The sequence below is a fragment of the Sphingomonas sp. ID0503 genome (assembly GCF_048565625.1).
Lineage (GTDB): Bacteria > Pseudomonadota > Alphaproteobacteria > Sphingomonadales > Sphingomonadaceae > JBLZUR01.
In genome coordinates this window covers 2488518-2507595 of sequence record NZ_JBLZUR010000002.1, presented here as the reverse complement: position 1 = coordinate 2507595, position 19078 = coordinate 2488518, and the positions used below count along the sequence as shown (strand labels likewise).

General features: G+C 68.2%; 16 protein-coding genes and 1 pseudogene. 5 read left to right on the top strand and 12 right to left on the bottom strand.

Features of this window, described 5'->3' with window-relative positions; genetic code table 11:
* Nucleotides 1–67 precede the first annotated feature (67 nt).
* The 4 genes and pseudogenes from ppdK to ACM608_RS13265 all read right to left on the bottom strand — a co-directional run bounded on the left by ppdK (nt 68) and on the right by ACM608_RS13265 (nt 6642).
* Nucleotides 68–2734 (bottom strand): pyruvate, phosphate dikinase, encoded by a 2667-nt coding sequence (gene ppdK / locus ACM608_RS13280; protein WP_419683790.1) that lies wholly within the window; start codon nt 2732–2734, stop codon nt 68–70.
* 297 nt (nt 2735–3031) lie between these two features.
* Nucleotides 3032–5250 (bottom strand): annotated as a pseudogene (gene glyS, locus ACM608_RS13275) (glycine--tRNA ligase subunit beta).
* Nucleotides 5247–5687: an endonuclease domain-containing protein gene (locus ACM608_RS13270; RefSeq protein WP_419683788.1), complete on the bottom strand. Its 441-nt coding sequence runs from the start codon at nt 5685–5687 to the stop codon at nt 5247–5249. Before ACM608_RS13270 ends, glyS begins: the two are co-directional and overlap by 4 nt.
* 115 nt (nt 5688–5802) lie before the next feature.
* A complete protein-coding gene (locus ACM608_RS13265; RefSeq protein WP_419685208.1) occupies nt 5803–6642 on the bottom strand; it encodes a glycine--tRNA ligase subunit alpha in 840 nt (279 codons plus the stop codon).
* A gap of 232 nt (nt 6643–6874) precedes the next feature.
* Here ACM608_RS13265 and ACM608_RS13260 point away from each other — a divergent pair, with 232 nt between their 5' ends.
* The 3 genes from ACM608_RS13260 (at nt 6875) to pth (ending at nt 9288) form a co-directional block, all read left to right on the top strand.
* Entirely contained in the window at nt 6875–7756 is an 882-nt protein-coding gene (locus tag ACM608_RS13260) for a TraB/GumN family protein (protein WP_419683786.1), read from the top strand.
* Between the two features lie 260 nt (nt 7757–8016).
* Nucleotides 8017–8643, top strand: coding sequence for a 50S ribosomal protein L25/general stress protein Ctc (locus ACM608_RS13255; protein ID WP_419683785.1), 627 nt, complete (start codon nt 8017–8019; stop codon nt 8641–8643).
* Between the two features lie 75 nt (nt 8644–8718).
* Nucleotides 8719–9288, top strand: a complete 570-nt coding sequence (gene pth, locus ACM608_RS13250; protein ID WP_419683783.1) for an aminoacyl-tRNA hydrolase — start codon at nt 8719–8721, stop codon at nt 9286–9288.
* 235 nt (nt 9289–9523) lie between these two features.
* Here pth and ACM608_RS13245 read toward each other — a convergent pair whose 3' ends face one another.
* From ACM608_RS13245 to ACM608_RS13210, 8 genes are all read right to left on the bottom strand, one after another.
* Nucleotides 9524–10003, bottom strand: coding sequence for a hypothetical protein (locus tag ACM608_RS13245; RefSeq protein WP_419683781.1), 480 nt, complete (start codon nt 10001–10003; stop codon nt 9524–9526).
* Nucleotides 10004–10224: 221 nt separating this feature from the next.
* Nucleotides 10225–11211 (bottom strand): type II secretion system F family protein, encoded by a 987-nt coding sequence (locus ACM608_RS13240; RefSeq protein ID WP_419683779.1) that lies wholly within the window; start codon nt 11209–11211, stop codon nt 10225–10227.
* Nucleotides 11208–12182, bottom strand: a complete 975-nt coding sequence (locus ACM608_RS13235; protein WP_419683777.1) for a type II secretion system F family protein — start codon at nt 12180–12182, stop codon at nt 11208–11210. Before ACM608_RS13235 ends, ACM608_RS13240 begins: the two co-directional genes overlap by 4 nt.
* Nucleotides 12183–12219: 37 nt before the next feature.
* Nucleotides 12220–13485: a pilus assembly protein CpaE gene (locus tag ACM608_RS13230; protein ID WP_419683775.1), complete on the bottom strand. Its 1266-nt coding sequence runs from the start codon at nt 13483–13485 to the stop codon at nt 12220–12222.
* Nucleotides 13485–14051, bottom strand: a complete 567-nt coding sequence (locus ACM608_RS13225; RefSeq protein ID WP_419683773.1) for a CpaD family pilus assembly lipoprotein — start codon at nt 14049–14051, stop codon at nt 13485–13487. Before ACM608_RS13225 ends, ACM608_RS13230 begins: the two co-directional genes overlap by 1 nt.
* A complete protein-coding gene (locus tag ACM608_RS13220; RefSeq protein ID WP_419683771.1) occupies nt 14048–15454 on the bottom strand; it encodes a type II and III secretion system protein family protein in 1407 nt (468 codons plus the stop codon). Before ACM608_RS13220 ends, ACM608_RS13225 begins: the two co-directional genes overlap by 4 nt.
* A gap of 2 nt (nt 15455–15456) precedes the next feature.
* On the bottom strand, nt 15457–16515 hold the full coding sequence (cpaB, locus tag ACM608_RS13215) for a Flp pilus assembly protein CpaB (RefSeq protein WP_419683769.1): 1059 nt from the start codon (nt 16513–16515) through the stop codon (nt 15457–15459).
* A gap of 45 nt (nt 16516–16560) precedes the next feature.
* Nucleotides 16561–17031 (bottom strand): A24 family peptidase, encoded by a 471-nt coding sequence (locus ACM608_RS13210; protein WP_419683767.1) that lies wholly within the window; start codon nt 17029–17031, stop codon nt 16561–16563.
* 50 nt (nt 17032–17081) lie between these two features.
* Here ACM608_RS13210 and ACM608_RS13205 point away from each other — a divergent pair, with 50 nt between their 5' ends.
* Both ACM608_RS13205 and nadC read left to right on the top strand, forming a co-directional pair.
* Nucleotides 17082–18200 (top strand): NAD(P)/FAD-dependent oxidoreductase, encoded by a 1119-nt coding sequence (locus tag ACM608_RS13205; RefSeq protein WP_419683766.1) that lies wholly within the window; start codon nt 17082–17084, stop codon nt 18198–18200.
* Nucleotides 18201–18205: 5 nt separating this feature from the next.
* The gene (gene nadC / locus ACM608_RS13200) at nt 18206–19066 is read left to right on the top strand and encodes a carboxylating nicotinate-nucleotide diphosphorylase (RefSeq protein ID WP_419683764.1); all 861 of its coding nucleotides are present in this window, start codon (nt 18206–18208) and stop codon (nt 19064–19066) included.
* Nucleotides 19067–19078 lie beyond the last annotated feature (12 nt).

Sequence of the window (19078 nt, the reverse complement as noted above, 5' to 3'; positions counted from 1 at the left end):
TGGATCGTGCAGCTTACGAGACGGCGGGATGACGGTTTGGAGACAACCGTCACCCGCCGGGCAGGACTTACTTCCGCGCCTTGAGCGCCGCCTGGGCGGCCGCGAGGCGGGCGATGGGGACGCGGTAGGGGGAGGCGCTGACGTAATCGAGGCCGGTGGTTTCGCAGAAGGCGATGCTGGCCGGGTCGCCGCCATGTTCGCCGCAGATGCCGAGCTTGATGTCGGGGCGGGTCTTGCGGCCGCGTTCGGCGGCCAGCGCGATCAGTTCGCCGACGCCCTCCACGTCGAGGCTGACGAACGGGTCCTTCGCGTAGATGCCCTTTTCGACATAGGTCGTCAGGAAGCGGGCGGCGTCATCGCGGGAGACGCCGAGGGTGGTCTGAGTCAAGTCGTTGGTACCGAAGGAGAAGAAGGCACCCGCCTCGGCGATCTCGCCGGCCTTGAGCGCGGCGCGGGGCAGCTCAATCATGGTGCCGACGAGATATTCGATCTCGCGGCCCTTTTCGGCGAAGACATCCTTCGCCGCCTGATCGACCACGGCCTTCATCAGCTCCAGCTCGCGCTTCGTGCCGACGAGCGGGATCATGATCTCCGGGATCGGGGCCGCGCCCGATTTCTCCGCGACCTCGACCGCCGCCTCGAAGATGGCGCGGGCCTGCATCTCGTAGATTTCGGGATAGGTGACGCCGAGGCGGCAGCCGCGATGGCCGAGCATCGGGTTGAACTCGTGCAGCTCGGCCGCGCGGCGGCGGAGCACCTCGACGGTGGTGCCGGCGGCGGTCGCCACCTCGGCGAACTCCGCCTCCTCATGGGGCAGGAACTCGTGCAGCGGCGGATCGAGCAGGCGGATGGTGCAGGGGAGGCCCGCCATGATCTCGAAGATCTCGGCGAAGTCGCTGCGCTGTTCGGGCAGCAGCTTTTCGAGCGCCGCCTTCCGGCCGCCCACGTCTTCCGCCAGGATCATCTGGCGGACGGCGGTGATCCGCGCCGCGTCGAAGAACATATGCTCGGTTCGGCAGAGACCGATGCCCTCCGCCCCGAATTCGCGCGCGGTGCGGCAGTCGAGGGGGGTTTCCGCATTGGTGCGGACCTTTAGCCGACGCACCTTGTCGGCCCAGCCCATCAGCGTGGCGAAGTCGCCTGCCAGCTCCGGCTGGACGGTGTCGACCTTGCCGGCCATGACTTCGCCGGTGGCACCGTCGATGGTGACGATGTCGCCCGCGCGGATCTCACGCCCGGCGACCTTCATCACGCCGGCCTTTGCGTCGATCGAGAGCGCGCCCGCGCCCGAGACGCAGGGGCGGCCCATGCCGCGCGCGACCACCGCCGCATGGCTGGTCATGCCGCCGCGCGCCGTCAGGATGCCCTTGGCCGCGTGCATCCCGTGGATGTCCTCGGGCGAAGTCTCGACGCGGATCAGGATGACGGCCTCGCCGGCTTCGGCCTTCTTCTCGGCGGTGTCGCTGTCGAAGACGGCGATGCCCGACGCCGCGCCGGGGGAGGCGGGGAGGCCCTTGGTCAGCACGTCGCGCGCCGCCTTCGGGTCGAGCGTCGGGTGGAGCAGCTGGTCGAGCGCGGCGGGGTCGACGCGGGCGACCGCCTCCTCCTCGGTGATGAGACCCTCATTCGCCATGTCGACGGCGATCTTCAGCGCGGCCTTGGCGGTGCGCTTGCCGGAGCGGGTCTGGAGCATCCAGAGCTTGCCCTGCTGCACCGTGAATTCGATGTCCTGCATGTCGCGATAGTGGTTTTCGAGCAGGTCGAACACGCGCGCCAGCTCGCCATAGACCTCCGGCATCGCCTCTTCCATCGAGGCGGCCTTGGCGCCGGCGGCGTCGCGCGCGGCCTTGGTCAGGTATTGCGGGGTGCGGATGCCTGCGACGACGTCCTCACCCTGCGCGTTGATCAGGAACTCGCCGTAATAGGCGCGGTCGCCCTTCGACGGATCGCGGGTGAAGGCGACGCCGGTGGCGGAGGTGTCGCCCATATTGCCGAACACCATCGCCTGCACGTTGACGGCGGTGCCCCATGTGTGGGGAATGTCGTTCAGGCGGCGATAGACCTTGGCGCGATCCGCCTGCCAGGACCCGAACACCGCGCCGATCGCGCCCCAGAGCTGATCGTGGACATCCTGCGGGAAGGGCTTGTTCCACTCCCGCTCGACGATCTTCTTGTAGCGGGCGACGAGCGCCTTCCAGTCGGCGGCGTCGAGATCGGTGTCGAGGTGGACGCCCTTGTCCTCCTTGGCGATCTCCAGCGCCTCCTCGAACGCGCCGTGATCCAGTTCGAGGACGACGTCCGAATACATCTGGATGAAGCGGCGGTAGCTGTCCCATGCGAAACGCTCGTCACCGGAGACGGCGGCGAGACCCTCGACCGTCTGGTCGTTGAGGCCGAGGTTGAGGACGGTGTCCATCATGCCGGGCATCGAGATGCGCGCGCCGGAACGGACCGAGACGAGGAGGGGGTCGGCGGGGTTGCCGAAGGTCTTGCCGGTCACGCCCTCGATATGCGCGATGCCGTTCGCGACCTCGGTCCGGAGGCTGTCGGGGAACTGGCCGCCCTGATCGTAATAGGCGGTGCACATCTCGGTGCTGATCGTGAAGCCGGGGGGGACGGGCAGGCCGATCGAGGCCATCTCGGCGAGGTTCGCACCCTTGCCGCCGAGCAGGTTCTTGTTCCCGTTGCCGCCATCCGAAACGCCGCCGCCGAAGCGGTAAACATACTGAGTCACGGTCGTTGATCCCCCAATTGGCGACTGGAAAGTCTCAAAAGTCCCACCTCAACGCGCGCACGTATACGCGCGAGGGCGGGTTGTTGCGGTGCAATATAGGCGGATGGGGGCGCTGGGGGAAGGTGGGACCTGTCCCGTTTCGCGTTCTCCAAACCCCCGTTCGGGCTGAGCTTGTCGAAGCCCCAGCGCGACCTGACCCCACGCCCATTCGGGCTGAGCTTGTCGAAGCCCCAGTGATGCGGTGTTCTCTGGCCCTTCGACAGGCTCAGGGCGAACGGACTTGGGATAAGCGCGCCTCTACCCCTCGATGCGCGAGAAATCGGCCACGCGGTGCACCGCATCGCGGAAGCGGACGAGGAGGCCGAGGCGGGTCTGGCGCTTGATCTCGTCGGCATCGTTCACGGTCACCTTGTCGAAGAACGCGTCGATCGGCGCGCGCAGGGCCGCGAGCGCCGACATGGCCCCGGCGAAATCCTCGCGCTCGACCGCAAACGTCGCCGCGGGCTCGGCAGCGTTCAGCGCGGCGAGAAGCTGGGCCTCCTCCGGAACCGCATCGTAACCGATCTGGTTGGTTGTAGGAAAGGCCTTTCCGTCCTTCTTCTCCTCGATACGGAGGATGTTGGCGGCGCGCTTGTAACCAGCGAGGAGATTGGCTCCGTCCTCGGTCGCGACGAACGCCTGCAACGCATGGACGCGGGCGAGCAGGCGGACGAGGTCCCGCTCGCCACCAATATCGTCGTCACCGCCGAGCTTCACAACCGCGTCGATGATGTCGTGCCGAACGCCAGCATCTCGCTGCTGTACCTTGAGGCGATCAATAACAAAGTCGTTGAAGTAATCTGCGGCTACAATCTCGCCCATGTCGAGGACAGGCTTTAGTGCCTTGGCTGCTTGGTTGAAGAGATCATAAACTGACCTACGCAGGCCGTTCTCCAGTAGGAGAGCAATAATGCCGAGTGCGGCTCGCCGAAGCGCATAGGGGTCTTTTGAACCGGTCGGTCTTTCGTCAATGACGAAGAAGGCAGCGATCGTATCCAACTTGTCCGCCAAACTCACCGCTACCGTGACCGGGGCGGTGGGGACCTCGTCGCCCTGGCCGACGGGTTTGTAGTGGTCGCGGATAGCGTCGGCGACGGCGTGCGGCAGGCTCTCGGCGCGGGCGTAGTAGCCGCCCATGATGCCCTGCAGTTCCGGGAACTCGCCGACCATGCCGGTGACGAGATCGGCCTTGCAGAGGCGGGCGGCCTGTTCGGCCATGTCCGCCAGATCCTCCCCGGAACGGGGAGGGGGACCATCCGCAGGATGGTGGAGGGGGGTGTCAGCGGGGGAGGCGGTCGCTTGTTGCGCGCCCCCTCCACCACCGGCTGCGCCGGCGGTCCCCCCCCCGTGCCGGGGAGGATTATCCCCTCTTCCACCAGCCAGCGGGCCAGTTTCGCCACTCGATCGACCTTGTCGGCGACGGTACCCAGCTTCTCGTGGAAGACGATCTGCTGCAGGGCGGGCAGGCGGTCCTCCAGCCGGATCTTCAGGTCCTGTTCCCAGAAGAACTTGGCGTCGGACAGGCGGGCGGCGAGCACTTTCTGGTTGCCGGCGACGATGCTCGTGCCGCCATCCGCCGCCTCGATATTCGCGGTGCAGATGAAGTTGGGGGCGAGGGTGCCGTCCGCCTTCGTCAGCGCGAAATACTTCTGGTTGGTGCGCATGGTGAGCTGGATCACCTCGCGCGGGACATCCAGGAAGGCGGGGTCGAAGCTGCCCAGCAGCGGGACCGGCCATTCGGTGAGGCCGGCGTTCTCGGCGACGAGGCCCTCGTCGGGGACGACGGTGAGGCCCTGGGCGGTGGCAGCCTCGGCCGCTTTTTCGCGGATGATCGCCTGACGCTCGGCCGGATCGACGATGACGTGGCAGAGGCGGAGCTTTTCCGCATAGTCATGCGCGCCGCCGATGGTGATCTGGTCCGGGTGGTGGAAGCGGTGGCCGACGGTGGCGAAGCCGCTCGCCACCCCGGCGATCTCGACCTCGACCAGATCCTCGCCGAGGATCGCGACGATGCCCTTCAGCGGGCGGACCCAGCGCAGGCTTTCGCTCGAGGCGGAGGCGGCGCCCCAGCGCATCGACTTCGGCCAGGGGAAGGCGCGGATGACGGCAGGGATCGCCTCGGCGAGGACGGACTTCGTGTCGCGGCCGGGCTTGTCGATGACGGCGAAAAGGATGCCGTCGCGGTCGACCAGTTGGTCGCGGGTGAGGCCGGTCTTGCGGAGGAAGCCCTCCAGCGCCTGTGGCGGGGCGGAGGCGCGGGGGCCCTTGATCTCTTCCGACACCGCTGCCGTCTGCGCGGGCAGGCCGCGCGCGATGAGGGCGAGGCGGCGGGGGGTGGCGAAGGTCTCGATCGTGCTGGCGGTGAGGCCGGCCTTGGCGAGTTCGTCGGTGAAGAGGCGGGCGAGATCGGCCTGCGCCTTCTCCTGCATCCGCGCGGGGATCTCCTCGGAGAGGAGTTCGAGGAGGAAGTCGGTCATAGGAAATCCTGCGCGGGAGTCGCGGGTTGAACGCCCCCTCCACCATGCTGCGCATGGTCCCCCTCCCCGTGCCGGGGAGGAACTTGGCAATCCTCCCCGGCGCGGGGAGGGGGACCGCCAGCCGCAGGCTGGTGGTGGAGGGGGCGCGTCACCAGCGCGGCGATGGAAGACGCGACACCATCGACGTCCCTTAAGACATCCGATGCGAGAATACGGAGGACGCGGTATCCGTTCTCTTTCAGAAATGCGTCGCGGTGGGCGTCATGTATAGGCCGGTCAGCACGATCGTGAGCTTCGCCGTCCACCTCGATGACCAGCTTCGCCAACCGGCAGTAGAAATCGGCCACATAGGGCCCGACCGGGTGCTGGCGGCGGAACTTAGCACCTGTTTTGGAGCCGCGCAGGCGTTCCCACAGCAACACCTCGGGCAGGCTCATGTCTTTCCGGAGCGTGCGGGCGGTGGCGACTTCAGGGCGAAGCGTGCGCTGAACGCCCCCTCCACCACCCCGGACCAGGTCCGGGGTGGTCCCCTCCCCGCGCCGGGGAGGATTGTCATTGTGCCCACCCGTTCTTCTTCATCCACCCCTCGCACGCGCCTTTCGCGAGGTCGCGGACGCGGCCGATATAGGCCTGGCGCTCGGCGACGGAGATGACGCCGCGGGCCTGGAGGAGGTTGAAGAGGTGGCTGGCCTCGATCGCCTGTTCGTAGGCGGGGAGGGGAAGGTTGGCGTCGAGGCAGCGGGCGCTCTCCGCCTCGGCCTTTTTGAAGCCGTCGAACAGTGAGGCGGTGTCCGCCACCTCGAAATTATAGGCCGACATCTCCTGCTCGTTCTTGAGGAAGACGTCGCCATAGGTGACGCCGTCCTCGTTGAAGGCGAGGTCGTAGACGCTGTCGACGCCCTGGATGTACATGGCGAGGCGTTCGAGGCCGTAGGTCAGTTCGCCCGTCACCGGCTTGCAGTCGAAGCCGCCGACCTGCTGGAAATAGGTGAACTGCGTCACCTCCATGCCGTCGCACCACACCTCCCAGCCAAGGCCCCAGGCGCCGAGGGTGGGGCTTTCCCAATCGTCCTCGACGAAGCGGATGTCGTGCTTGGTGAAGTCGATGCCGATCGCGGCGAGGCTGCCGAGATAGAGATCCTGGAGGTCGGGCGGGCTCGGTTTCAGGACGACCTGATACTGGTAGTAGTGCTGGAGCCGGTTGGGGTTCTCGCCATAGCGGCCGTCCGTCGGGCGGCGCGAGGGCTGGACATAGGCCGCCTTCCAGCTGTCGGGGCCGAGGGCGCGGAGGGTCGTCGCGGGGTGGAAGGTGCCGGCGCCCATCCGCATGTCATAGGGCTGCAGGATGACGCAGCCGCGCGCCGCCCAATAGTCGTGGAGCGTCAGGATCAGGCGCTGGAAGCTGAGCGGCGTGTCGCCCAAGGCGGTTTTCCCGGGTGGCTGTAACAGGCGGCGCGGATGCCCGATGGGGGCGGAGGGGTCAAGCATTCCACCCGGCCGTTCGCACTGAGCTTGTCGAAGTGCTGGGACGAGGGTGGCGCTGGCGCTTCGACAAGCTCAGTGCGAACGGCCGGGGGGGCGTTCTGCACACGACGCATCAACACATTCGCGCTAAACACCTGCCATGCGCCTCCGCCACCTGATCCTGCCGCTCGTCCTGCTCGCCTCCGCCTGTTCGGCCGAGGTGCCGGTGCGGAAGGGGGAGGGGCCGGTCTTGTGGAAGCTGTCGGACGCGGACACGACGATCTACCTATTCGGGACGATCCACGCGCTGCCGAAGGGGCTGAAATGGCGGACGGCGACGATCGACCAGGCGGTCGCGGCCTCGCAGGAGCTGTGGCTGGAGACGACGCTCGACAAGGTCGGGACCGAGACCCTGCAGGCGATGCTCGACATGGGGACGGACGAGGCGGTGCCGTCGATCACCCTGCGTGTCGCGCCGGCCAAGCGCGAGGCGTTGGAGGCGATGATCAAGCGGAGCGGCTATCCCCGCCCGCTGTTCGACCAGCTGGAGACCTGGGCCGCGGGGTTCGTGCTGACGGCGGTGTCGATGCGCGACCTCGGCCTCGACGGGCTGTCGGGGGTGGAGGAGCAGCTGTCCGTCGACTTCACCAAGGCGGGCAAGCCGATCGGCGGGCTGGAGACCTCAAAGCAGCAGCTCGGCTATTTCGACGATCTGCCGGAGGATGACCAGCGCCGTTTCCTCGACGACACGCTGGAGGACCCGAAGAAGTCGAAGGTGGAGTTCGACGCGATGCTGTCCGCCTGGGCGCAGGGGGACGAGCAGGCGATCATCAACACCTTCGACGACGAGATGCGCAAGACCAAGCGGCTGCGCCAGGTCCTGCTGGTGGACCGCAATCGCCGCTGGGCGGGCTGGGTGCGGGAACGGATGAAGAGGCCGGGGACGGTGATGGTCGCGGTGGGTGCGGGGCATCTGTCGGGCGCGGGATCGGTGGTGGATCTGCTGCAATCGGTGGGGGAGAAGGTGGAGCGGGTGGAGTAGGGCCCTCTCCATCCTCCCCCGCAAGGGGGAGGTGGCAGGCGCAGCCTGACGGAGGGGGAGGACAGGAAAGCCTGTCCAGTGCCTTCCCTTCCTCCCCCTCCGTCGCCTTCGGCGCCACCTCCCCCTTGCGGGGGAGGATCATGGGGACATAGCTTGCCCCCGACCCCCTCTTCCGCTAAGGGCGCGCGCTTGCCGCGCATGGTCATCCCTGGAGGCGTGGCGGCAAGTTCTGTCAAACACATGCGATTTTGGAGATACCGATGAGCGACACTCTGACGCTTTCGGCCGAGACGCGCGAGCGGGCTGGCAAGGGAGCCTCCCGCGCTCTGCGTAACGAAGGCCGCGTCCCCGCCGTGATCTATGGCGGCAATCAGGAACCCCTATCGATCCACGTCGAGGAGAAGCTGCTGGCCAAGTACCTGCAGACCGGCCACTTCATGAACTCCGTGGTGATGATCGAAGCCGGTGGCCAGACCACCCGCACCCTGCCGAAGGACGTGACCTTCCACCCCGTCACCGATCGCCCGATCCACGTCGACTTCTTCCGCATCGCGGAGCACGCGACCGTCCACGTCAACGTGCCGGTGCGGTTCGTCGATGAGGAAGATGCCCCCGGCATCAAGCGCGGCGGCGTGCTCAACATCGTCCGCCACGAGCTGGACCTGGTGGTCGACGCGGCAGAGATCCCCTCCGAGATCGTGATCTCGCTGAAGGGCCTCGAAGTCGGCGACACGCTCCACATCTCGAACGTCACGCTGCCCAAGGGCGCGTCTGTCGGCATCGAGGACCGCGACTTCACCGTCGCGACGATCGTCGCCCCGTCCGCGCTGAAGAGCGCCGAGGGTGGGGCTGAAGCCGATTCCGCCGCGGGCGAGAGCGAGGGCTGAGGCCCTTCTCCTCCGACACGAGAAGAGCGCCGCCCCGGTTGACCGGGGCGGCGCTTTCCGTTTCAGGGCAGTGCCATGCAGATCTGGGTCGGCCTCGGTAATCCGGGCGCGCAATACGCGCTCAACCGGCACAATGTCGGGTTCATGGCGGTGGACGCCATCGCCGAGGTCCATGGTTTCGACCCGCCGAAGAAGCGCTTCCAGGGCTGGACCCAGGAAGGGCGGATCGGGACCACGAAGGTCCTGCTGCTGAAACCCGCCACCTTCATGAATGAGAGCGGCCGGTCGGTCGGCGAGGCGATGCGCTTCTACAAGGCCGAGGTCGGCGACGTGACCGTCTTCCACGACGAACTCGATCTCGACCCGTTTCGCGTGAAGGTGAAGACCGGCGGCGGCACGGCCGGGCATAACGGCCTCAGATCGACCGAGGCGCATATCGGCAATGCCTATCGCCGCGTGCGGCTGGGGATCGGGCATCCGGGGCACAAGGACCGGGTGACGGGCTATGTGCTGGGCAATTACGCCAAGGCGGAGATGGACCCGCTGGCTGATATGCTGGGCGCGGTGGCGGCGGAGGCGCCGTTGCTGGCGGCGGGCGATGATGCGCGGTTCATGAGCGAGGTCGCGCGGCGGCTGCAGGGGTGACCTGCCGGTACGAAGCTCTCCAACGCCGTTCGCCCTGAGCTTGTCGAAGGGCTAGTGATGACCGTCTCACCAGGGCTTCGACAGGCTCAGCCCGAACGGCGTTGGGGTGGCGAGAAGCCCAAGTCTGAGACCGCGCCGTTCGCCCTGAGCTTGTCGAAGGGCTAGTGAGACGGTCGCGCTGGCGCTTCGACAGGCTCAGCGCGAACGGGGTAGGTTGGTGGCGTACTAGGTTAGGTCAGACCACCCGCGCTGTCCGCCCATGCGCCAGATCGTCGGCCTGTTCGCGCCAGCGCTGGCCGGCGATCCGGCCTTCGCCGACGCCGAGGCGGATTTCCAGGGCGGCGGCGTCGCGATCGGTGAGGGCGGCGATGTCGCGGAAGCGGTGGATGCCGACTTCGTTGAGGCGCGCCTCAAGCGCGGTGTCGATGCCGTCGATGCGGCTGAGATCGTCGCGCGAGCCGCTGGCGGCGGCGGCGATCGCGCCCGAGGTGCCGGCGGTCACCGGCGTATGGCCGCGCTCCAGCTCGACGATGCGCGCCTGGGCGGCGGCGAGGCGGGCGTCGCGGTCGCGCTCCATCTCGATCCGCGCCTCGCGCTCCAACGCCAGTTCCCGCTTCCACTTGCGCGAGCCGGAATGGGAGAGCAGGCCGAGCAGCCAGCCGAGCACGAGGACCAGTCCGAGGACGATCCACTGGGTGGTGGTGAATGTCAGCACGTCGGCCTCCTGATCGTTACGGGCGTAACGGGCAAAGGGGAGGGGTGTTCCTGTTGGGTGTACCTACGACGGTCATCCCCGCGAAGGCGGGGATCGCGGTCAGCGCGCGTTCGGGTTGGTAGGCGTGCGCCTCCGTCGAGCGATCCCCGCTTGCGCGGGGATGACAATAAGAGGGGCGAGGCTCGCTCTCGGCTCGCACCCACATCAACCCCTCGCCGGCCTTATTTGAACGCGTCGCCGATCGAGCAGGCGGCGGGGCCGAGGATGACGATGAAGAGCGACGGCAGGATGAAGAGGATCAGCGGCACCGTCATGATCGCGGGCAGGCGCGCAGCCTTTTCCTCCGCCTTCATCATGCGCTGATTGCGGAACTCGGCGGAGAGGACGCGGAGGGCGGAGGCGAGCGGGGTGCCGTATTTCTCGGTCTGGATCATGGTGGTGACGACGCCGCGCACCGCCTCCAGATCGACGCGGCCGGCTAGGTTCTCGAAAGCCAGGCGGCGGTCGGTGAGGAAGCCGAGCTCGATCGAGCAGAGGTGGAATTCGTCACCCAACTCGGGATAAGCCTTGCCGAGTTCCTTGGCGACGCGGGCGAAGGCGGCGTCGACGGTCAGGCCCGCTTCGGCGCAGATGACCAGCAGGTCGAGCGCGTCGGGCAATCCCTTCTGGATCGCGGCGGAACGCTTCTTAACGCGGTTGTCGACGTAAAGGTCGGGTGCCTTGTAGCTGCCGATCAGGACGACGGCGAAGGCCATGAACCTCTTGAAGGCACCCCAGTCCGGGAACCAGTCCAGCCCGTAGACGCCGAGTGCCACCGTGCCGCCGAGGACGATGGGCAGCACCAGCCGCCCGAAGATGATGGTGACGGCGAGGTCCTTGGAACGGATGCCCGCCTGCGCCAGCTTCTTCTGCGCGGCCTTAAGCTGATCGGCCTGCAAGACCTTCAGTGAGGAGAGGAAGGCGCGCATGCGGTCGGCATGCTGGTTGGTGGCGTTGAGACGCTTGCGGCGCTTGGCGGTGGAGGCGGTGATGCCGGCCTTCAGCTGCTCGCGCCGTTCGTTGAGCGCCTTGACGCGGCGCGCCATCGGATCGCGCACCGTCGTCGCGGTGTAGAGGGCGAAGAGCACCGCCATCGTCGCCAGCGCGGCGAGCGCGGTCGCGACGTTGATGATGTCGATGCCCATGACGGTCGGGTGGACGGAGTTCATATCTCGAAGCTCACCATCCGCGACATCACGAACACGCCGAGGAACAGCCAGACGAGCCCGCCGCCGCCCGCGATCATCAGCCGCTGGTCGGTCATGAAGCCGGAGAGGTAGTTGGCGTTCGCCATCCAGATCAGCCCGAAGACGAGGAAGGGCAGGCAGCCGACGATCCAGGCCGAGGCCTTCGCCTCCGACGACATCGCCTTGATCTTCAGTTTCATCTGACCGCGCTTGCGCAGCACGTCGGCGAGATTGGAGAGCGTCTCGGCAAGGTTGCCGCCGGTTTCCCGCTGGATGGCGAGGGTGATGACGAAGAACTGGAATTCGGGCGTGCCGAGGCGGTCGGCGGTGTCCTGCAACGCGGCCTCCATCGACCGGCCGATCTTCATCTTGTCGGAGACGGCGCGGAACTCGATGCCGACCGGGCCGGGCACTTCGCCCGCCACCACCGCCATCGTTTCCGAGATCGGCAGGCCGGAGCGGAGGCCGCGGACAAGCAGCTCGATCGCGTCCGGGAAGCTGGCGGTGAACTTCTTGATGCGACGCTTCACCATCGCGCCGACGACCATATGCGGCAGGCCGACGCCGACGGCGAAGCCGGTGAGCAGCGCGAGGAGGAAGGGCAGGCCCTCCGCGGTGAGGAGGAGGGTGAGGGCGACCGCGATCGCCCCGCTCGCGATCACATAGCGGCCGAGGGTCAGCTTGGTCGAACCGGTCATTGCCAGCCGCTTGCGGAGCAGGTCCGGGTTCGGGATCAGGCGGTGGGCGACATTGTCGAAGCCGCTGTTCGTGCGCTGCGCCAGCACGCGGTTCATCTTGGTCTCGATGACGGATTCCGCCGAGCCGTGCCGCTCGCGGATCGCCTCGAGCCGGCGGTTGCGCTTGGCCCCGCCGCCGCTCCGGATCGCCCAGAAGGCGAGGAGGAGCGCCACCGCGATCGTGAAGGCGAACAGCATCACCGGCAGCACCGTCATGCCCCGTCACCCATCCCGTAAGCGGCGGCCGCAGCCGTCACGCCGTCTTCGCCTTGCGCGTGGGGATCAGCGCCTTGAACTCGCCGAGGCGGCCGACCAGCGAGCGGCTACGCGCCGGCTTGGCATCGCCGTTGCTGGTGAGGAGGGCGGTGAGCTCGGTGAGCGCCTGCGCGGTCTTGGTGCCCTTGCCGGCTTCGGCAAGCGGCTTGCCGACCTTTGCCGACTGCACGGCGAGCTTCCAGTCATGGGGGACGAGGACATCGATCGGGCGCTCGATCGAGGTCTCGAACTCCTTGCGCGCGATCTCCCCAAACTGGGCGTTGGCGGGGACCTTGTTGGCGACGACCACCGGCTTGGCATCGGGCGCGTTCGCCTTCAGCCAGGAGAGGATGCGGATGGTGTCGCGGGCACCGGCGAGGGTCAGTTCGGTCACCACCACCGCCGTCTGCACGCCGCGCATCAGGGCCGGGAAGGCGACGAGCATGTGGCGCGGCAGGTCGATCACCGTGCAGTCGAAGGCGGCGCGCATCTCCTCCTGCAGCTGGTAGAAGGCGGTGGCGTCGGGACCGAGCGGCTGCGACATCGGGGCCTCCGCCGAGAGGACGGCGAGCTGGTCGCTGTGGCGGACCATCGCGCGTTCGATGAACAGGCCGTCGATGCGGCTGGGATTGTCGATCGCGTCGGTGAGACCGCGCCCCGGCTCCAGATCCAGCGTCAGCGCGCCGGTGCCGAAATGCACGTCGAGGTCGAGGAGCGCGGTGTTGCGCTTCGCCTGATCGCCCATGCCCCAGGCGATGGAGGTGGCGATGCTGGAGGCGCCGACGCCGCCGCGCGCGCCGATGACGGCGGTCATGCAGTGCGGGCGATCGGGCGTTGTTTCGCCACCGGCGCGATGGCCGGCGAGCGTCGCCTGCGCGGCGAGGAACGCCTCGCGCGCTTGTGCGGCGGTGAAGGGCTTCAGCAGATAGTCCTGAATGCCGCTCGCGATCAGTTCGCGGTACAGGCGCACGTCGTTGGCCGCGCCGACGGCGATGACGACGATGCCCGGCTCGCAGACCTCGGCCAGGCCGTTCAGCTCGTTCAGCGGATCGGCGGAATGGGTCAGGTCGACGAACAGGATGTTCGGGCTGGCGGAGACGGCGAGGGCGTGGATCGTCTCCTTCAGCCCGCCGCGTACGGTGCATTCGGGCGGCCAGCCGAAGCCGACGGCGGCGATGCGGATCGCCTCGGCGCTCGCCTCGTCGTCCATATACGCGGCATAGGGCTCGCGCAGGAGGGCGCGGTGGTTGAAGGGCGCGTTCATTACTTTCCTCCGGTCCCTTCGGACTTCAGGCCCTGCGCACCGGTCGGCTGGGCGGACAGGTGCATGGAGACGGCACGCTCGGCGACATTGCTCGGCGCGTTCGGGTCGGCGCGGCGGCCGGTGAGCAGGTCGGCCGGATCGGCGACCATCGCCGCCATCGCGGCATTGAGCGCGCAGCCGTAATTGGACGTGGTGGAGGCCTGCCATTCCGGACCGGACGGGCGGCTCCAGTCGGGGCAGCCGGGCACCTGCGCGGCGGCGCGGGTTACGGTGACGCGACCGAGGCCGTAGCCCGCCGGTCGCGCCTGAACCGCGACGCCGCGCGCCGAGGCAAGGCGGGCCACCATCCGGCGGTCGCCCGCGCCCTCGACCGAGAGGGTGTCGCCATAGCCGAGGCCGATCCGGTCGAACCATTCGCCAAGGCGCTGCTCATCGCCCGCAGCGCCGGTGAGATCGAAGGTGAGCGCCGTCGTCGTGACCACCGGCTGATGGACCGACTGAACACCCTGGTTCAGCGGACCGCAGGCGGCGAGCCCGGAGGCGAGGAGGAGAATGGCGCGGTTCATTTGGCGATGCTCCCGGCGGTGGGTCCGGTTGGCTTGGTGCCGCTGACCCCTTTGAAGGTCTGATGCTCCCAGATACGCTCTCCATCGTTCGGCGCGCGATAGCCGTCGCTCGGCAGCGCGACCTTGGCGTCGGGGAGCGGCTTCACGAGGTACGGCGTAACGACGATCATCAGCTCGGTCTCGTCACGCTGGAAGCGGGTCGATTTGAACAGTGCGCCGAGGACCGGGATGTCGCCCAGAAACGGCGCCTTGGTCTGGCTGTTGCGGTTGCGGTTGCTGAGGAGGCCGCCGATCACGAAGCTCTGGCCGGAGCCGAGTTCCACCGTCGTTTCCGCGCGGCGCGTGTTGAGGCCGGGGATCGAGTAGCCGGAGATCGAGACGGTGCTTTCGGTGAGTTCCGACACCTCGGGACGGACGCGCATCGAGATGCGGCCGGCGGACATCACGACGGGCGTGAAGGACAGGCTGACGCCGTACTGCTTGTACTCGATGGTGATGCTGCTGCCGCCATTGCCGACCTGCGGCACCGGGATCGGGATCTCGCCGCCCGCCAGGAAGCTCGCGGTCTCGCCCGACAGAGCGGTGAGGTTCGGTTCGGCGAGCGTGGTGGCGAAGCCGTCGGTCTCGGCAAGGTCGAGCGCCGCGCCGATGTCGATGCCGGCGATGTTGGCGACCCCGCCGATCGTGGAGCCGGTCGCCGCCCCGACGATTCCCTCGATAGCACCCTGGGCATTGAGCTTGAAGGCGGTGGCATTGCCCTGCGCGATGCCGAACAGGAACTTGCCGCCGGTCGTATCGCGGCTGAGCAGGTTGAGGCCGATCGACTTGGAAAAGGCGCGGCTGACCTCCGCGATGCGGACTCGCAGCATCACCTGCTGCGGCAGCGCAGTCTTGATGTGGTTGATGACGGGCACGTCCTTGCCGACGAACTGCTGGACGATGGCGACCGCCTCCTGAATCTCCTGCGGCGTGTCGACATTGCCCTTCAGGAGGACGACGCCGGCCATCGGCACGGCGACGATCTGCGATTCGGGCATGACGGCGTGGAGGAGTTCGCCGAGCTTGGCGTAATTCGGCGCGACCTGAACCTCCGCGCCGTAGACGACCGCGCCCGACTTGTCGGTGGCGTAGATCGTCGTCTGACCGGTGCCCTTGCCGTAGACGTAGATTTGGGTCGGCGACTGGACCTGCACGTCGGCGATCTGATCGTTGGCGATCATCACGTCGGTGACGGGGCGGGGGAGCTTCACGATCTGGCCGGTGCCGGTGGACAGGGTGAAGCTGATCGTCGGCTTGGCGGTACGGATCGCGGCGGCGGCATCGGCCGGCGGCGCGTTCGGGACCGGGGCGGCGAGCGCCACCGAAGCGGCGCAGCAGGTGCTGAGGAGGAGGATGTTGCGCATGATCACATCGCCCCCGTCGCGGCGGTGGCGTTCATCGACTTGGCGACGGCTTGCCCCGCATTGCCGACGCCCTCCGCGATCGACGTGCTGCTGCCGCGCAGGATGCGGACCGAGGGGACGCGCGGGGTGGCGGGTGCCGCCTGCACCGGCGCACCGGTGGGTGGCGTGGGCTGCATGAAGCTCGGCATGTCGCGGCGCTGAAAGCGGGAGACGTCGGCACCGGTGACGAAGGTGGTGTCCGCGTCCGACGGGCGGGCGGCGAGTTCGGCCATCATCCGCTTTTCGGCCTTTGGATCGCCGTTCTCCGGCACGCTGACCTCACCGGCGGCGATGGCGCGTTCCAGTTCCGAATTGCTGTCGGCGAGCGGGCGGAGCGAGAGCGAGAGCGTGCCGATGGTCTGCGCGACAGCGATCTTCTCGGCGAGCTTCGGCGTCGTCTCCAGCGTGATGGTGGAGGAGACGGCGGCGGCGGCCGGCTTGCCCTCCTCATCCTGCGGGCTGGTGCGCTGATCGGTTGCCAGCACGCGGAGGTTGCGGACGATCGTCTCGGAGGTGCGGAGCGGCTGGCCATCGGTGCCGGTGACCGTCGAGGTCAGCATGAGGTCGATGCGGTCGCCCGGAAAGACGAAGCCGGCGACGGCGGTCTCGGCCGAGACCTTGACGGTGACGGCGCGCATCCCCGGCGAGAGGGCGGCGGCGAGGAAGCCGCGATCGCCCGGCTTCACCAGCGCGCCCTGAGTGACCGGCTGGCCGGCGGTCATCGGATAGCGGACGACGGTGCCGATCAGGCTATCCGGGTTGACCGATCCGCGCAGGTAATAGGCGTCCTGCACGAGGTCCTTGGGCCAGGGCTGATAGCGGACGCTTTCCCGGTCGATGATCGCGCCGGCGGGCAGCGGCTTCGTCGCGACGAGCACTTCGGCACCCGGCGGCACGGGGGCGTTCACCCCCGCCTCCGCCTGCGGAGCGGACGCGCCGGCGAACAGGCTGCGCGCCAGGATCGCGCTGAAGGTGGCGACGGTAAGCGCCGCAATCAGCAAAGCCAACTTTCTGACATTCATGGGAAAAGCCGAGGCCTCCGACCGCGTGGATTCGTGACGGCCTCGTTATGGGTAGGAATGGTAAAGATAAGGTTCACCAATCACCCACAGCCCGGCGGCGGTGATGGCGACGCCATAGGGCACCTCGATCGCGTGATTGGCGCGCAGCCAGCGCCAGGCGAGCATGAACAGGGTGAGGACGCCGCCGAGGATACCGGTCAACATCAGGAGCGGCGGGACGGAGGCGAGCGGCAGCCAGAGCGCCAGCGCGCCGAGCAGCTTTACGTCGCCGCCGCCCATCAGGCGATAAGCAAAGGCGATGGCGAACAGGCAGAACACACCCACCGCGACGGCAAGCTGGATCGCCATGCCGGGCCAAAGGTCGATCCCGCTCGCCAGCCAGAACAGGGGTGCGGTGAGCGCGATCGCGGCCGTCAGCCAGTTGGGGATGCGCCGCGCGCGCAGGTCCGTCGCGGCGGCGGTCAGCAGCGCGAGGGCCAGCAGGACGAGGAGGAGGGCGGGGGCAAGCTCACGCATGGTCGCTACGGCAGTAGACGCGCCGCCTTGCGAAACCGTAACCGCGGGGGATGGAGTCGGAGATTATCGAATGCGACGTCGCGATCGTCGGCGCGGGCATGGCGGGGGCGAGCCTTGCCGCCGAGATCGGCCTGCACCGATCGGTCGTGATGATCGAGGCGGAGGCGCATCCCGGCTTCCACGCGACGGGCCGCTCCGCCGCCTTTTGGAGCGAGACCTATGGCGGGCCGGGGGTGACGCCGCTGACCAAGGCGTCGTTCGACTTCCTGAACGCGCCGCCGCAGGAGTTTTCCGAGCGCGGGTTCCTGACGCCGCGTGGCTGCCTGCACATCGCGCGCGACGAGACGAAGCCGCTGCTCGACGCCATGCTGGCAGCCTTCGCGGGGAGCGGGGTCGATCTCGGGCCCGCCGATCCCGCGATCCCAGGCCTGCGTCCTGAGTGGCGTCATGCCGTCGCGGAGCCGAGCTGCACCGATATCGACGTGGGTGGCCTCCACGCCGCCTATCTGCGCGCGGCGAAGCGGGCGGGGGTGCGCCTCGTCTGCGACGCACCCCTCGGAACGGCGGAATGGGCGGGCGGACGGTGGATGCTGAGCGGGGGGAAGCACCGCATCAGCGCCGGCCTGCTGGTCGATGCGGCGGGTGCATGGGCGGACGATGTGGCGCGCATGGCCGGTGTGGAGCCGATCGGGATCGCCCCGCTGCGTCGCACCGTGATGCAGTTGCGGGTCGATCCTCCAGCCGCGCCCGATCTGCCCCTGGTGATGGATGCGGGTGGGGCTTTCTACTTCAAGCCGGTCGCGGGCGGGCGGTTGTGGCTGAGCCCGGCGGACGAGACGCCCGATCTGGCCGGTGACGTGGCGGCGGACGAGCTGGACGTCGCGCGCGCGATCGACAGCTTCAGCCAGGCGGTCGACTGGCGGGTGGAGGCGGTCGAGCGGCGCTGGGCGGGGCTGCGCTCGTTCGCACCCGATCGCCTGCCGGTCTACGGCTTCGATCCCGCGCATCCCGGCTTCTTCTGGTTCGCGGGGCAGGGCGGGTTCGGCATCCAGACCGCGCCCGCCGCCGCGCAGACCGCCGCCGCGCTGCTGCTCGACCGGCCCGCCGCGCCGATGGTTGCGGGCATCGATCCCGCGCCTTATGCGCCGGACCGCTTTCTGAAAGGGTGATCCGCATGGCCGAGGCCTTCGTGACCGGGCTCGATCTCGACGATTTCGTGCAGCGCGTGCTGGCCGAGGATCTCGGCATCGGCGGCGACGTCACCTCCGCCGCGACGATCCCGATCGATGCGACGATCGTCGCCGTCCTCGCCAGCCGCGAGCATGTGACGATCGCCGGCCTGCCGCTGGCCGAGATGTTCTTCCGCGCGCTCGACGCGGATGTGAAGATCGAGCGGCTGGTGGAGGACGGGAGCCGTGTCGCCCCCGGCGCGCCGGTGCTGCGCATCGCCGGCAATGCGCGCAAGGCGCTGGCGGCGGAACGTTCGGCGCTCAATACGCTGCAGCACCTGACCGGTATCGCGACGATGACGCGGAAATATGTCGACCGGATCTCCGGCACCGGCTGTACCCTGCTGGATACGCGCAAGACGGTGCCGGGGCTGCGCGTGCTGGAGAAATACGCCACGCGGATGGGCGGGGCGGAGAACCACCGCATGCGCCTCGACGACGGCATCCTTATCAAGGACAACCATGTCGCGGTCTGCGGCGGCGTGGCCCAGGCGGTGCGCGCCGCGAAGGAGTCCAATTTCGGCCTGCTGATCCAGGTCGAGGTCGACAGCATCGACCAGATCGAGCCGGCGCTTTCGGCCGGGGCCGAACGCCTCCTCCTCGACAACATGCCGCCGCCGGTGCTGCGCAAGGCGGTGGACCTCATCGGCGGGCGGGTGCCCACCGAAGCCTCGGGCGGGGTGCGGCTGGAGACGATCCGGGAGATCGCCGAGACGGGCGTGACCTATGTCTCGGTCGGCCGGATCACGCAGAGCGCGCCGGCGGCGGATCTGGGGATGGATTACGAGATCAGCGTAGAGGACTAGGTTTATCCTCCC